The 15,384-nt window shown below is 61.9% G+C and carries 13 protein-coding genes; 8 read left to right on the top strand and 5 right to left on the bottom strand.

Annotated features, from left to right (window positions below):
• The first annotated feature begins 208 nt into the window (after positions 1-208).
• Positions 209-1,474, top strand: a complete 1,266-nt coding sequence (locus tag P3R82_RS00825; RefSeq protein WP_283192624.1) for a DNA repair exonuclease — start codon at positions 209-211, stop codon at positions 1,472-1,474.
• Positions 1,474-4,947 (top strand): AAA family ATPase, encoded by a 3,474-nt coding sequence (locus P3R82_RS00820; protein ID WP_283192623.1) that lies wholly within the window; start codon positions 1,474-1,476, stop codon positions 4,945-4,947. Before P3R82_RS00825 ends, P3R82_RS00820 begins: the two co-directional genes overlap by 1 nt.
• 32 nt (positions 4,948-4,979) lie before the next feature.
• On the opposite strand, the gene P3R82_RS00815 is transcribed toward P3R82_RS00820, so the two are convergent.
• From P3R82_RS00815 to P3R82_RS00795, 5 genes are read right to left on the bottom strand one after another with little or no spacing between them, the layout of a single operon-like run.
• A complete protein-coding gene (locus P3R82_RS00815) occupies positions 4,980-5,867 on the bottom strand; it encodes a CsgG/HfaB family protein (RefSeq protein ID WP_343056461.1) in 888 nt (295 codons plus the stop codon).
• Between the two features lie 31 nt (positions 5,868-5,898).
• Entirely contained in the window at positions 5,899-6,324 is a 426-nt protein-coding gene (locus tag P3R82_RS00810; RefSeq protein WP_283192622.1) for a curli production assembly/transport component CsgF, read from the bottom strand.
• 5 nt (positions 6,325-6,329) lie between these two features.
• On the bottom strand, positions 6,330-6,797 hold the full coding sequence (locus tag P3R82_RS00805) for a hypothetical protein (RefSeq protein WP_283192621.1): 468 nt from the start codon (positions 6,795-6,797) through the stop codon (positions 6,330-6,332).
• The gene (gene csgH, locus P3R82_RS00800) at positions 6,787-7,116 is read right to left on the bottom strand and encodes a curli-like amyloid fiber formation chaperone CsgH (RefSeq protein WP_183898826.1); all 330 of its coding nucleotides are present in this window, start codon (positions 7,114-7,116) and stop codon (positions 6,787-6,789) included. The genes P3R82_RS00805 and csgH overlap by 11 nt, the downstream gene beginning before the upstream one ends.
• 55 nt (positions 7,117-7,171) lie before the next feature.
• On the bottom strand, positions 7,172-8,404 hold the full coding sequence (locus P3R82_RS00795; RefSeq protein WP_283192620.1) for a curlin: 1,233 nt from the start codon (positions 8,402-8,404) through the stop codon (positions 7,172-7,174).
• Between the two features lie 250 nt (positions 8,405-8,654).
• On the opposite strand from P3R82_RS00795, the gene P3R82_RS00790 reads away from it, so the two are divergent.
• From P3R82_RS00790 to P3R82_RS00765, 6 genes are all read left to right on the top strand, one after another.
• Positions 8,655-9,266, top strand: coding sequence for a hypothetical protein (locus P3R82_RS00790; protein WP_283192619.1), 612 nt, complete (start codon positions 8,655-8,657; stop codon positions 9,264-9,266).
• A 188-nt stretch (positions 9,267-9,454) separates the two neighbouring features.
• Positions 9,455-9,697 (top strand): DUF2188 domain-containing protein, encoded by a 243-nt coding sequence (locus P3R82_RS00785; RefSeq protein WP_283192618.1) that lies wholly within the window; start codon positions 9,455-9,457, stop codon positions 9,695-9,697.
• 47 nt (positions 9,698-9,744) lie between these two features.
• On the top strand, positions 9,745-9,978 hold the full coding sequence (locus P3R82_RS00780) for a BrnA antitoxin family protein (protein ID WP_283192617.1): 234 nt from the start codon (positions 9,745-9,747) through the stop codon (positions 9,976-9,978).
• A gap of 570 nt (positions 9,979-10,548) precedes the next feature.
• A complete protein-coding gene (locus P3R82_RS00775) occupies positions 10,549-12,357 on the top strand; it encodes an ABC transporter ATP-binding protein (RefSeq protein ID WP_283193468.1) in 1,809 nt (602 codons plus the stop codon).
• Between the two features lie 9 nt (positions 12,358-12,366).
• Positions 12,367-14,265, top strand: a complete 1,899-nt coding sequence (locus P3R82_RS00770; protein ID WP_283192616.1) for an ABC transporter ATP-binding protein — start codon at positions 12,367-12,369, stop codon at positions 14,263-14,265.
• Between the two features lie 51 nt (positions 14,266-14,316).
• Positions 14,317-15,348 (top strand): aldo/keto reductase, encoded by a 1,032-nt coding sequence (locus P3R82_RS00765; protein WP_283192615.1) that lies wholly within the window; start codon positions 14,317-14,319, stop codon positions 15,346-15,348.
• The last annotated feature ends 36 nt before the right edge of the window (positions 15,349-15,384 follow it).

Genomic DNA, 15,384 nt, shown 5'->3' with positions numbered 1-15,384 from the left:
CCCAAACAAGTCAACAGACCTTTTTCAAAAAATCGCAGTTTCCGACAAGAAGCTGTTTTTAAATGCGAATTTTCAAACAGGGCTGTTGGACGCCGCAGATGGGTCGGAACAGCCCTTCCCTACCCTGCCACATCCAGCCCGGCATCCTCGGATGGTGGCATCAACGGGACCGATCTGCCATATAGTGACGCGCACCATAGAGGATTAGATGCCGTTTCGCTTTATACACACAGCAGACATTCACCTGGACTCGCCGCTGCGCTCACTGGCGCTTCGCGACGAGGCGCTGGCCGAACTGATCGGCAACGCCACGCGCGCGGCCTTCGTCTCGATCATCGATCTCTGCCTTGAAGAACAGGTCGATGCGTTGATCATTGCCGGTGATCTCTATGACGGCGACCAGACGTCGATGAAGACGGCGCGTTTTCTGGCCGCCCAGATGCAGCGGCTGAATACGGCTGGGATCGCCGTCTACAAAATCCGGGGCAACCACGACGCGCTTTCCAGGATCACCCAAGAGCTGGTGCTCCCTGACAACGTCAAGGTGTTCGGCGGGCGCGCTGAAGCCGTGGAGCGCATCAAGGATGGTCTCGATATCGCGATCCACGGCTTGAGCTTCGCCAAGCCGCAAGCCCCGGAATCGCTGCTGCCGAAATTCAAGGCGCCGATCGCAGGCGCGGTCAACATCGGCATCATGCATACGAGCCTCGCCGGCGCGCAGGGGCATGACGTTTACGCACCCTGCAGCGTCTCGGAGCTGCACGCTACCGGTTTCGATTACTGGGCGCTTGGGCATATCCACCAGCGGACACACCATCAGGGTGCGCGCACGGTGATCATGCCCGGCATGCCGCAGGGCCGCGACATCAACGAGGCCGGCGCCAAGACGGTATCACTGGTGACGATTGCCGACGACAGGACGATTACGATCGAGGAGCGCCTGACCAGCGTCGCCCAGTTCGAACGGGTGACAGTGGATCTCGCCGATATCTCGGAGTGGCGCGGGGCGGCGGGCGCGATCGAGCTGGCGCTCGCGCGGCAACGCGAGGCGACCACCTCGCCGCATCTCGTCGCGCGCTTGCGGCTTACCGGGCAGACACCGCTGTCATGGCGGCTACATCGCGACATCGATCTGTTGCGCACCGAGGCCGAGGAACGCGGCGAGCGCATTGGCCAGACGTGGATCGAGAAGCTGGAGCTTGCCGTGCACACGCCCGAGGGGGTCGGCAAGGCGACGGCGGATCCCGTCACCGAGCTTGGCCAGCTGATGCGCGACCGGGTCATGGCCAGCGCCGGCTTTCGTGACGAGATCGGCGAGATGGTGAAGGATCTGCTTGCCGACCTGCCGGCGGAAAGCCGCCGATTTGCCGGTGACGACCCGGCGAGTTTCGAGCGCTTCATCGATGAGTTGATGCTCGACGGCGCCGACGACATCACCGCGCGGATGAAGACCTGGGATCACGGAGAGAACTGATGCGCCTTCGCCGTCTCGACCTGACCCGCTACGGGAAATTCACCGATCATTCGATTGACTTCGGCGAGCCCTCCAAGGGCAAGCCGGACCTGCACATTATCTACGGCCTGAACGAGGCCGGAAAATCGACGACATTCGACGCCTTTCTCGATCTCCTGTTCGGGATTGGCGCCACCAGCAACTACAATTTCATTCATCCCTATAATTCCATGCAGATCGGCGCCCTGCTCGAGTTCGACGGGGCCGAACACGAGCTGGTACGGCTGAAGCGCCGGACCGGCAGCCTCGTCGACAGTAACGGCCAGCCGGTCAACGAGGGCATGCTGTCGGCAGCACTCGGCGGGATCGGCCGCGATGCCTACCGGACGATGTTCTCGCTCGATGATCACTCCTTGAAGGAAGGCGGCCAGGCGATCGTTCAGAGCAAGGGCGAACTGGGCGAACTGCTGTTTTCGGCAAGCTCGGGCCTGGCGGGTCTCAACAGATCGCTGGTCATGGCGGCGGACGACGCGGCGGCCATCCATCGCAAGCGCTCGTCAAGCACGAAACTCGCCGAGTTGAAGAGAGCGCTCGAGACGCTGAAGAACGAGCGCAATGCCATCGACACCTTCGCCGCTGGCTATTCCGTGCTCGCGGCGACATTGAGCCAGGCGAGCGCATCCTACGATGCAGCGGGCGCCGAACTGGCTGAGGCGAAACTTCGGCACACCTATATGCAGCGCATTCTGACGACGCTACCGCTGACATCCGAGCTCGATCGCCTTGCGGCGGAATTCGCCGGGCTCGGCGAGCTGCCGCGCCCGCCGGCGGACTGGTTCTCGCTGCTGCCGCAGCTTTCGCGCGACGAAACCCGGCTGCAGGCGCTCGTGGAGACCGCGGAACGCTCCATTCGGCATCTGTTGGATGAGATTGATGGCATGGTCATCGATGAACAGGCATTGTCGATCGCCTCCGCCATGGAGACGCTCGAGATCGGACGGGCGCGCTACCGGGCAGCCGCGGACGATCTGCCGAAACGCAAGATCGCGCTGGCCGAACAGGAGGGAATATTATCGCGATTGCTGTTCGATCTCGATCAGGCCGGACATGAAAACCCGGAAAGGCTGCTGCTGTCGGCGCCATCCGTCAGCGCGATACGCGACCTGATGGAGAAGCGTTCGGGGATAGACGCGGAGATCGCCTCCGCCGAGCGCGAGCTCAAGCGCGCCAGGGATGGCCTAAACCGCTTGAGGGAAGATGCGGCCGAAATCGATGGCGGAACGGGGCTGGAACCAGACACGCAATCACGCATCGAGACCGCGCTGGCCAGGCTGACGGATACGGAGCTCGTCTCGCGCCTTGCCATCGAAGAACGCTCCTATCACCAGCTGCACCGCAATCTCGATGAGCGCGTCGCGCTGCTCGCACCCTGGTCGGGCGACCTGGATGAGCTGGCGGCCATGAAGGCGGCGGACGCCCGGCAGCTGGATATGTGGCGATCGCAGGCGACGTCGCTCGACAGGCGCGTGAGCGAGCATCGCGACAAGCTTCGCGACCTCACCAGTGAACGAGCGGCGACCTTGGCCCGGATTGCCGCCTTTGCAAGCGAAGGCACGGTGGACGACGGCACGGCGCAAACGCTTCGCGGCGCGCGTGACGCGGCCTGGCAAAGCCACCTCGCTACGCTCGACAGCACCACCGCCTCCACATTCGAACGGGCGATGCTCCAGGATGATGCCGCAACAGACAATCGGTTTGCCCGCGCCAAGGACCTCGCCGAACTCCGGCAGCTGACGCTTGCCGCCGCCACCGGAGCGGCCGCCATCGACCGGCAGGAAGAACTGCTTGCGGAGGCGTTGGGGGAACACCATACCCTGGCCGATAAGATCGGCACCTACCTGCCCGACGCCACCGAAGGCGGATCGGATGCGCTGGAGCGGCTCGCAGCGCTCGAAAGCTGGATCGGCAAGCGAAGTACCGCGCTTTCCGCCCGGGACGATCTGAAGAAGGTCGGCTATGAACTGGAGGCGCTCCGCTCCGAACTCGGCCGGCATCGCGCCGCGCTTGAGGCAGCTCTGGCAGAGGCCGGCGCGCGGCTCGACGGCGAGATGCCGACTAGCGAGCTGACGCGGGCGGCCACGAGACTGCTCGCCGACAGCAGGAGCCGGGAGGAGGCGTGCGCCAGCCATCGGAAGGCGGTAAGCGGCCTGACGCGCGATGTCGCGGAGCGGGAGCGCGAGCAGCAACAGGCTGTCCTGGCCGCGGAGGGGTGGCGTGTTGCCTGGGCGGAGGTGCTTTCCGGCACATGGTTCGCCGACAGGACCACGTCCGTTGCCGCCGTCGGCGCCATTCTGTCGACCCTTGCAGGCTTGCCCGGCGTCTTGAAGGAACGTCAGGATCTGGCTCAACGGGTGTCGGCGATGGAGCACGACCAGAGGCAGTTTCGGGCCGAGCTTTCAAACATGCTCGGCCAATTGGCGACGGATATTGGTTCGGGCGACGTGCTCGCCGCCGCAAATGCGCTCGTCGAGCGCTACAACAACGCCTTGCGCGACCGCCAGCATCGCGCCGACAGACAGACGACACTTGAAACGCTGCAAGCCGACCGACATGCGCTAGACGCGGAGCTTGCCATTCACAACGCCCGCAAGGCGGAACTGACTGGCTATTTCGGCACCGATACGCTGGCGGCTGTCGGAACCTACCTCGACGCGGCAAAGGAACGCGACCGGATAGAGCGGCGCATGGCGGAGCTGCGCGAGCAGATCGCCCAGGGACTGCGCGTGAAAACCTATGAGGATGGCGCACGGCTGTTGTCGGAGATCGACGCCGCCGAGGTCGAGCACAGCGCGCTGAGCCTCGCCGCCCGGATCGAGGATCTGACGGAGCGTGCGCGCGAGCTTTACGCGGACATGACCCGCGCCCAAGACAAGCTCGATGCCGTGGGTGGAGACGACGCCGTTGCCCGCATCGAAGCGAAACGGCGTACATTGCTGCTTGAAATCGAGGCGCTCGCCATCCGCTACCTCACATTGCGAACCGGCACGATGGCGGCCGAACAGGCGCTGCACCTCTACCGCGACAAGCACAGAAGCTCGATGATGAACCGCGCTTCACAAGCGTTTCAGACGATCACCGGCGGCAACTATTCGGGCCTTGCCGCGCAACCCGACAAGGATAAGGAGATCCTGATCGGCGTATCGCGCGACGGCGGATCGAAGCTTGCCGATTCCATGTCGACGGGGACGCAGTTCCAGCTCTATCTGGCGCTCAGGCTGGCGGGATACGAGGAGTTCGCGGCCGTTCGGCCGGCCGTGCCCTTCGTCGCCGACGATATCATGGAAAGCTTCGACAACCCGCGCTCCGAAGAGGTGTTCCGCCTGCTTGGCGAGATGGCGAAGGTCGGTCAGGTCATTTATCTCACGCACCATCTGCATCTGTGCGAGATTGCCAAATCCGTCGTCCCCCAGGTGAAAATTCATCAGCTGGGCTAGGCGTCGAGCATGCGGAAGTAGCGCTCTCGACGTCAGAAGGTCTTGACGGCCTCCGCGCTTTCGATTGCCGCGACGTCGCCCGGCCGATCGCGCTTGACGTATTCATTGACCAGCGGCGTGGCGACGGCGGGATTGCTGAAGCTCCATATTCCGGAACGCACGCCCTCCATGACGGTCGCGTAGACCGCGAGATCGATCGCCTGCCGCACGGCGAGCTGCGTCGGCTCGTTGCGGGTGTAGCCGGCCTCGATCTGCAGCAGCTTGTCCGTTGACACGAACTTGTAGACATTGGCGTTCACCCCGGCCGAATAGACGGTCTTCGTCGTCGTGACGCTCAACAGCACTTCGCCCGTCTGCACCGATACGATGCGGACGCCGACGGTGACGACATCGCGGCGATATTGGGCATCGGCGCCAATGCCGAGGAAATTCGCTCCGACGCCGCCGGTGATGGTGTTGGCGTCATAGGTCAGGATGCCACCTTGAACGATCAGCCCGGCGAAGCGGATGGGCGGCAATGTCTTCATCGCGTCCATCGAATATTCCTGCCGCGTGGCGCGGATCAGCTGGCGCTCCTGCAACAAATCGTTCAGGCCGGTGCGCTCGACCACGGTAAACCAGTTGCCGCCGCCCGCGCGCTTCAGCGCATCGATGATCAGTCCGGAGCCACCCTGGGTCACGGCGCGAGAGAACACGGCGACATTGTCGTTCGGCTCGTTCTTGCCGGTGAGATCGGGAAACTGGTAAACGGCGATATCGACCTTCTTGGCCGGCGGCGGAAGGTTTTCGAGATTGGTGCGCGTCGGCGACGGCGGTGTCACCACCGGCGGCTGCTGCAATGGCTCCTTCGTGGCGGTCGTCTCCACGCAGCCCGTAAGCAGCAAGGCACTGAGGATAGCGAGAACTCGAACCATTTTCATACGCTGTACTTCCACGAGACGTTGAGACGCTTTACGGGGTCGCAGGCACGGTCACGTTGGTGATCGTCGAGCCGTCATTGATGGTGATCTGAATTTCGCCGCCGACGCGCACGAACGAAATCGTCGTTCCCGCCAGCGTGTAGCTTCCGCTTGTTTGCGCATTCGCGCCGAACAGGGATTCGGTGATCTGGTTTGCCAGCGAGGCATAGAGCTGGCTGGTCAGCTGGTTGGCGAACATCTGCCCGGGGGTCAGCGCCGAGGGGCCCGATATCGCGGACTTGCCGCTGTCCTTGAACTGGTTCTGTGCATCGGCTTGCGACATCATCCAGTTGCCGTTCAGCGGGCTGCCGCCAAAGGCCGGATTGACGGGCGTATAGACCAGACTGCCGGCCTGCGCCGCGCAGGCCGAGAGCAGAACCGCAAGGCCACCCACTACACTTCTCAGACGCTGTGCCATCGCCCTTACCTCTGGCTGAATTGCTGGATCGTGATCGTCTGTCCGCTGACCGTCGAGGACAGGCCGTAGCTGAGGCCGTTGCCCATCTGCGTCTGCAAGACCGTGTTGTTGCTTCCTGTCAGCGCAACGCTGGCACTGTTGTTGTTGCCGACCTGCAGGCTGTCGACCGTGTTCGCGTCGCCCGTCACCGAGTAGGACACCCAGTTGCCATCGCCGATCTGCGTTTCGGAAATCCGGTTCGCGGCACCGTTTTGAGTGATCGAGGCGGTGTTGTTCGATCCGGTCTGCTCGATCGACGCGACATTGCCGCCGCCGCTCGCCGTCGCCGTGCTGGTGGCCGGAGGTGCCAGCAGATAGTTTCCGAGATCGGTATAGGCCGATCCCGCGTCCTGCGCGGAAGCCGTGGCGCCCACCAGTGCGAGAAGCACCCCGGCTACCGCCGGCGCGAATTGCAAGGCTGATCTATTTGCCATTGGAGACCTCGTCGAAAACGCATTCGAACTCGGCGCCCAGCGCATCGCCGCTCAGCTGCACGCGAACGCGCGTGCCCCTGGCGTAATCGAGTTTCGATTCACCGACGAAAACGGGATCGCTGGTCGGGATACTGAAGGAGCCGGATTGCGTGACATTGGAATTGCCGCTCCGGCCCTCCTTGAGAACCTCAAAGCGATATTTGCCGAAAGCCGGCACGGGACTGACGATCCGCCCCCTCAGGCGGATTGCGCTCTTCGAGCGCGTGGCATCGACCGAGCACGAAATTGCTGGGGGAGACCCCATATCCATTCCACCCATTCCACCCCTCCTGTGGAAGTGGGGCGGCTGAACCGCCCCACTGTATGCGATGCGGTTAGTTCTGGACAACGGTGGCGACGTGGCCGCTACCGGTCTGCGAGGTCACCGAGACGTTGCCGTAGTTCGTCTGGACGACCGACACCAGGTTGCTCGTGCCATTCTGCGCGTAGTTCGCATAGTTGTTGGTGCCGCTTTGGTTGATCAGGGCTGTGTTTTCCTGACCAGCTTCGCCGCCGTACTGTGAACCGATGCTCTTGTTCAAGTTGCCGCTCTGCGTGATCGTCGCGACCGCGTAGTTGCCCTGATTGCTCATGACATAGTTGTTGTCGCCAGTCTGATTGATCTGCGCGGTCGCATAGTTCCCGGTTTGGCTGGTATAGATATAGTTATCGGATCCGACCTGCGAACCGTTGACGACGCTGTAGCTCCCCGTCTGCGAATTGATCAGCTTGTTGCTGTTACCCTGCTGAACGAACGGCGTGTCGACCGAGCTGTTCGTGTCCGCGAGACCGATCACGTTGTTATTGCCGCTCTGTACCGAGCTTGCATAGTTGCCGGAGCCGATCTGCCAGATGTTCGCTCCCAGCCAATCACCGCTCTGTGTGATGGCCAGGCCGTTGCCATCACCATTGCCCTGTACCGCGACAGCGTAGTTAATGCTTGCCGACGTTTGGTTGATGGCGATATTGTTGTTGCTGCCATTGACCGGATACCAACGGCCGGTCACGTCCTGTGCCCAGTTCCCCACGGCCTGGCGCGTAAATGCCAGTCCGCCGGTACCGTTCTGCGTGACTGAGGTGTTGTTGCTGTTGCCGCCCTGCACGATGTCAAATGCGTTGTTGTTGCCAGTCTGATAGACCCCGGCCTTGCTACCGTTCGACGACGAATCCTGAACGATCGTGTCGTAGTTCGGCGAATTGGTCCATCCAACATTCGGCTTGCCGTTGTTCGTGCCGTTCTGCTGAAGCTCGACATCACTATTGAAGCCGGCTTGAGAGATATTAGCGGTATTGGTCGTACCGGATTGGAAGCCGGCACCATCGCGGGAGACCCAGTTGTTGTTACCGGTCTGCGTGATCGTCAACTGGTTATCGCCGGTTCCGCTGCCGTTCTGCTGTAGGAAATAGTTACCACCGCTACCTACATTGTTGCCGCTACCGCTTTGCGTGATTGTTGCGTCCTGGCTAGAGTCAAGCTGATTGAGATAGACAGTATTGCTGTCAGCGAAGGCAGACGATGCACCCAGAAGCGCCACGACAGCCGTAGACAAAAGAAGGTGAGTTCTCATTTTTCGTCCTCCAAATATGAGAATTTTTCTATGCCGCTTGTATTCGGAACTGACGCAATACTCTCATGGTTGCCGATTTCTTAATAAAGCACACAAATATATACGTTATACAACTGTAAATCGTTTCAAACGGGGATCATCCAAAAGGCGTACATAATCTGTCGCTAATATCTCAACATCCGCGTTGAACATTTGCCGGGACTAGTGTTGTCTGAACGCAAAACGCGGAACTGACGGGGAGGAGCGATCGATGTCCGTGCGTAACGCTCTCATGGCATGCGTGATCTTGCCCGCCGTTTTCTCGACACCAGCTATCGCGCAACAGACCGCTTCGACGGCGCCGGCGGCGGGGACGCTGTGTGACGCCGATTGCATCCGCTCCAATTCCGAAACGGTCGCTCAAATGTGCGCTCGTCCGATCGAGGCCCAAGCGCCGATCGATTTCGAATGGGTAAACCGCCCCTATGCCAGCTTCTTCCAGGAGGCCGATCCGCCCGAGGGACAATCCTCCGTTGTTATTTATCGAGGAGACTCGATCCGCTTCGTGACGCCGAAGAAGGAGTGGATCAGAATGACGTTCGAGTGCGCCTATGATGCCAACGCCAAGAAGCTGGTCGGCGTGCGCTTGAAACCGGGGCGGCTCGGTCAGCCGCAGCCGGTGATCGCTTCCGCCGCGCCCGCACCGCCTTCATCGAAGGCGGCGCAGATGAAGCAACCGAGCCAGATCGACGGCGCGGCCTTGGGCGCCGCCATCCAGCGAGCCGTAAGGCGACCCAAGCCGGCGGCGAAGCCGACGCGGACGATGAACATCGGCGAGCCGAGCGGCATCGAGGTCGAGCAGATGGCGATCGCTCCCGATTGAGTGCGCGCGAACCTCACACTCTGCCCGGGGCGCGGGCGAACCGCCCTCCATCACAAGCGTGATCGTCGATATCAACATCACCCTGCTGACGGCACAGCAAGCGCCACCCGGCTTGACCTCAAGCCTTCTGCGTCCCAGGTATCCATGAGCCCGGCCGAATGGCCTTGGGCGCAGCAGGAGATAGCACGATGCAGATTACCTACCACGTCGGACAGCACGATGGTGGCTATGGATACCGCCTTGGCGATGTCTGGTCCGAAACATTTCCGACACATGATGCCGCCCTTTCCGCCGCCAAGGCCGCCGCGAGCCGTCAGCACGTCGAAGGCCGCGATGCGGAGATCCAGTACCAGACCGCCGATGGCTCTTGGCACATGGAACATGCCAGCGGCGGAGACCGGCCCGATACCGAGGTGATTGACGACCGCTGACGGGTGGGCGACCTTTCAAGAGAATCTCACCGACACAGGAACACATGATGGCCACGACACCACGACGCCCCGTCAATGCAATAGACGCGGCGGAAGCCTTGTTCAAACCCGCCAAGAAACAGCCGGCGCCGGCGGTCGAGCGGCCGGCTATCCCGAATGCAAAGGAAATGGTGTCGATCAAGATCGACAGCGACGTGCTGGCCTTCTTCCAGGAAGACGGCCCCGGCTGGCAGGAGCGTATCAACGACTTACTGCGTGCCGCGATGAAGGAAGGCCGCTGAGATCCGAACAAGCGGCAGCGCGCCGTCCTGGTGCTAGCCGAGATGCTTCGCAGGGGGCTCACGGCGATCCGTGCTGCACGGCAAACTCAGGCTAGCGCCCGCCTTCAACGAGGGAAATTGGGCAAACATATGACGTGTACGTAAAAGGAAATATACGACATCGAATCTCCCGAGTTAGGGACACTTTCTTATCGAAACGTTCCGATCCGTAACGATCGGAACCGATAGCCACCGCCTCGACATTGACAGCAAAAGCCCGGCGCTCGAAAGCCGGGGCATATGTCGCAGAGCCTCCTGACCCTAGACCAACAACAACACGTCACCGGTCGATGGCTCGCCCCAAGCGGGCCATTTTCGCTTTTGCTGCGTGCCGCACGGCGCCTCACGATAAAATAACCAATTGGTGAATTGTTTACTTGAACGGCCGGTTCGAATCGTCAAAGGTAAGCACGCTAACCAATCCCATCATCGATTTGCCGTCCCTTGCGGACCCGCGCCGATACAATTCTATTTTGGAATGAAACCGTGAGCAGCGATGCGTTGAACCGTGTAGCGAAGCCGTCGGCTTCGATGGCAAAGGCGACTGCGGCAGGCTGGGGCAAAGGCCTCTCCACATTGGTCCGCATCACCGTCATGGCCTTGCGCCACCCATGGCAGTCCGGCCTTGCGATCGGCGCCACCCTGATTGCCTCTTCATTCCAGTTGATGATCCCGCGCCTGCTCGGGAGCGCGGTGGATCACACCCAGGCGGTCGTCGAAGGCGGCGCTGCCGGACTTGTCGCCCAAGATGCACTGCTGACGACCGCCTTGTTGTTGCTCGGCGCCAGCGTGATGCGCGGCGTCTTCACCATGGTACAGAACTACTACAGCGAAAGCGTCGGCCACCACATGGGCTACGAGCTTCGCATCGCCTGCTACGAAAAGATCCAGCGGCTCTCCTTCAGCTTCCACGACAGCGTGCACTCGGGCGACCTGATCACCATCGGCCTCCTCGATCTGGAAGGCGTGCGCATGTATTTCTCGACGGCGCTGGTGCGCATGGTGCTGCTGACCATGCTCATCGGCATCGGCGCCTACATGCTGCTTTCGACCGACGTGGTGCTCGGCCTTCTGGCATTGAGCTTCGTTCCTTTCGTCGGCTGGCGCTCTTCGGTGACGCAGCTGCGGTTGCGCGCAACATGGCTGGTGCTGCAGGAGCGGCTTTCGGTCCTGACCCGCATCATGGAAGAAAACCTCGGCGGCATTCGCGTCGTCCGCGCCTTCGCGTCCCATGCCTACGAGATGTCCAAGTTCGAAGCGGCGTCGAAGAGCGCGCTGGAACTAGCGCATCAACGCGTCGGCATCCGCGTCACCAACACCAGCGCCATGACATTTTCCTTTTTCGCCGCCATGGGCCTCGTGCTCTGGGTCGGTGGCGGCAAGGTGATATCGGGCGAGATCACCGTGGGCACGCTTGCATCCTTCCTCACCTTCATGACCATCCTGCAGATGCCGGTGCGCCAGCTCGGCCTGATGGTCAACGCCTTCGCCCGTGCCTCGACCTGCGGCACGCGGCTGTTCGAGCTTCTCGATCTCGAGATCGCCGTTCGCGATGCGCCGGATGCCAGGGAGTTGAAGATCACCGAGGGCACGCTTCGCTTCGAAAATGTGAGCTTCAGCTATCCGAGCACACCAGCACAGCAGGCGCTGCGGGTCATCTCCTTCGAGGCCAAGCGTGGAGAGACGATCGGTATCGTCGGCCCTCCCGGCAGCGGAAAGTCGACCCTCGCGCATCTCATCCCCCGCTTCTACGATGTGACCGGCGGCCGCGTCACAATCGACGGCCAGGATGTCCGAAAGGCCACGCTTCAGTCGCTGCGCCGCTCCGTCGCCATCGTGCAGCAGGATTCCTTCCTGTTCACGACATCGATCGAGAACAACATCGCCTATGGCGACCCATGGGCGAAGGAAAGCCGCATCGCCGGCGCCAGCGAAAGCGCGCAGCTGCACAATTACGTGCTCGGCCTGCCGACCGGCTACGACACCGTCGTTGGCGAGCGCGGTGTGTCGCTTTCCGGCGGCCAGCGCCAGCGCCTGTCGATCGCCCGCGCCCTGATGCTGAAGCCCGCCGTCATGGTCTTTGACGATTCCACCGCCGCGATCGATGCCGCGACCGAGCAGCGCATCCGCTCCGCCATGCGCAAATACGCCGCCGACCGGGTCACGATCATCGTGGCCCATCGGCTGAGCTCGCTGATGCATGCGGACCAGATATTGTTCATCGAAGACGGCGAGATCGTCGAGCGCGGCACACACGAGGAGCTGCTGGCCACGAGCGGGCGTTACAAGGCGCTTTACGATCTGCAGGTGCGTCCCGGCGACGAAGCCGTGAGCGCCTAGGGAGGAAAAATGGCCGAGGAAATGGAAACCGAACGCTCCGACGTTCGCGAGGATGGACGCCGGCCGCCACGCGCGGTCGTCGGATCGCAGCGCGTCGAGGAGGAGATGTTCGGCAAGGCCTTTGATGGCAACGTCATCAAACGGATATGGGCCTTCGTCCGGCCGTATCGGCGCGACGTCGTGCTCTCGGTCTGCGCGGTGCTGACGTTTACGCTGATGCAATTGATGATCCCGCTGATTATCCGCTACGCGATCGACCACGGCATGCAGCAGGATGGCAGCCATTCGGCACTGACATGGGCCGTCGTGGTCTTCCTCGTCGCGATCGTCATCAATTACGGGGCGAGCTACGCACAGGAGACGCTTGTCGGCGGCGTGGCCGAAAACGTGCTCTTCGACATTCGCCGGCAGATGTTCTCCCATCTGCAGCGCGTCTCGCTTTCCTTCATGGACAAGACCGAAGTCGGCCGCCTGATGTCGCGCCTACAGGGCGACGTCAACTCGATGCAGGAATTCCTGGAAACATCCGTGCTTTCGGTCGGCGACATGACGCTGCTTGTCGGCATCGTCGGCGTCATGCTCTATCTCGATCCCAAGCTTGGCCTGCTGACGCTTTCGGTTCTGCCGATCCTGTTTATCGTCCGCCTTTTCTGGCTGCCACTCGCCCGCAAGTCGTTCATGGCGGCACACGAGACCAATTCGGTCGCCAACGGCGCCTTGGCCGAGGCGATCCATGGCGTGCGCGCCGTGCAGAGCATGGATCGGCAGGGTGTCAACTTCACGCTTTACGACGACAAGGCGAAGGCGAACCTCCAGACCCACCTCACCGCGGCGCGTTACGCGCAGGTGATGGTGCCGATCGTGGATTCACTGACGGGTGTCGCGATGGCGCTCGTCATCGTCGTAGGCGGCGCCCGCGTGCTCAATCAGGCGCTCGATGTCGGCGTGCTCGTGGCGTTCCTCTTTTATATCCAGCGCTTCTTCGACCCGATCCGTTCGCTGACACTGCAATACTCGGTCATGCAGCGCGCCATGGCATCCGGCCAGCGCTTGACCGAGGTCCTCGACGTGCCGATCGATATCAAGGACGCAGCCGATGCTGTTGTTCTTTCCAGGGACATGGACGGCTCCGTCGAGTTCCGCGACGTGGTCTTCGGGTATAACCCGAAGCACCCGGTGCTCAAGCATGTGAGCTTCAAGGTCAATCCGGGCGAAACGGTCGCTCTTGTCGGCCCGACCGGCTCTGGCAAGTCGAGCTGCATGTCGCTGATCCACCGCTTCTATGACGTGCAGCAGGGACAGGTGCTCGTCGGCGGCCACGATGTCCGCGCGCTGACACAGGATTCGCTCGGCGACCAGATCGCCATGGTGCTGCAGGAGCCGTTCCTCTTCACCGGAACCGTGTTCGAAAACATCCGTTATCACAAACAGGACGCGACGCGGGAGAAGGTCATCGAGGCAGCCAAGGCCGTCGGCGCGCATGACTTCATCATGCGCCTGCCCGAGGGCTACGACAGCATGCTGGGCGAGCGCGGCGGCAATCTCTCGCTCGGGCAGCGCCAGCTTCTGTCATTCGCGCGCGCGCTCGCGGCCGACGCCAAGATCTTGGTGCTGGACGAGGCGACGGCGAATATCGACAGCTACACGGAGATGTTGATCCAGAAGGCGCTGGTGAAATTGCTGGAGGGTCGCACCGGCCTGGTGATCGCCCACAGGCTGGCCACCATCCGCGAGGCCGACCGGATCATCGTTCTGCAGAACGGCGAGCTGGTCGAAAGCGGCAGCCACCAGCAACTCATGGCGAACCGCAAGCTTTACGCGCGGCTCTACGACCTCAACTACGCGTCATTCGACGATATTCCGGAAACAGTTCTGGAAGAGACGACTGCAAGCGGATCGGCGACCTAACCTAATCGGCGATCCAGATAGAGAAACCCATTTCGACACGGAGGATGTTCAATGGATTATCGCAAGCTTGGACCAAGCGGGACAATCGTCGCGCCTTATTGCCTGGGAACGATGACATTCGGCGCGGAGGCCGATGAAGCCACCTCGCACAAGATACTCGACGACTATTTCAAATGGGGCGGCAATTTTGTCGACACCGCCGATGTCTATAGCGCAGGCGTTTCGGAAGAGATCATCGGCCGCTGGCTGAAGGCGCGGCCGACGGAAGCTCGCCAGGCGGTGATTGCCACGAAGGGACGTTTCCCGATGGGCAACGGCCCGAATGACATCGGGTTGTCGCGGCGGCATTTGAACGTCGCGCTCGACGATCTGCTTCGACGTCTCGGCGTCGAGCATATCGATCTCTACCAGATGCATGCATGGGATGCCCTGACGCCGATCGAGGAGACGCTGCGTTTCCTCGATGATGCGGTGTCCAGCGGCAAGATCGGCTATTACGGCTTTTCCAACTACCTCGGCTGGCACATCGCCAAGGCGGCCGAAATCGCCAAGGCGCGCGGCTACACCCGGCCGGTGACGCTGCAGCCGCAATACAGCCTGCTTGTCCGCGATATCGAGCTGGAGATCGTTCCGGCCTGCCAGGATGCGGGGATGGGCCTTCTGCCATGGTCGCCTCTCGGTGGCGGCTGGCTGACGGGCAAATACCGCCGCGACCAGATGCCGACGGGCGCGACGCGGCTCGGGGAAAATCCGAAGCGCGGCATGGAATCCTACGACCAGCGCAACGCCCAGGAAAGGACTTGGGACATCATCGGCGCCGTGGAGGAAATCGCGAAGTCCAAGGGTTGCAGCATGGCGCAAGTGGCGCTCGCCTGGACCGCCGCGCGGCCGGCCGTGACATCGGTCATTCTCGGCGCCCGCACGACGGAGCAACTGGCGGACAACCTCGGTGCGGCCAAGGTCAGCCTTTCCGACGAGGAGATGAGCCGCCTCACAGAGATCAGCGCGCCGCACCCCTTCGATTACCCCTATGGCGTTGGTGGTACGAACCAGCGCCACCGCAAGCTCGAAGGCGGGCGGTAAATCATCAGGCAGCGGCGGCGTATACCGCCGCCGCCT

Origin of the sequence: Rhizobium sp. AN80A, from assembly GCF_030053015.1 — a bacterium.
Lineage (GTDB): Bacteria > Pseudomonadota > Alphaproteobacteria > Rhizobiales > Rhizobiaceae > Rhizobium > Rhizobium metallidurans.
This window is presented reverse-complemented; position numbering and strand designations above follow the sequence as displayed.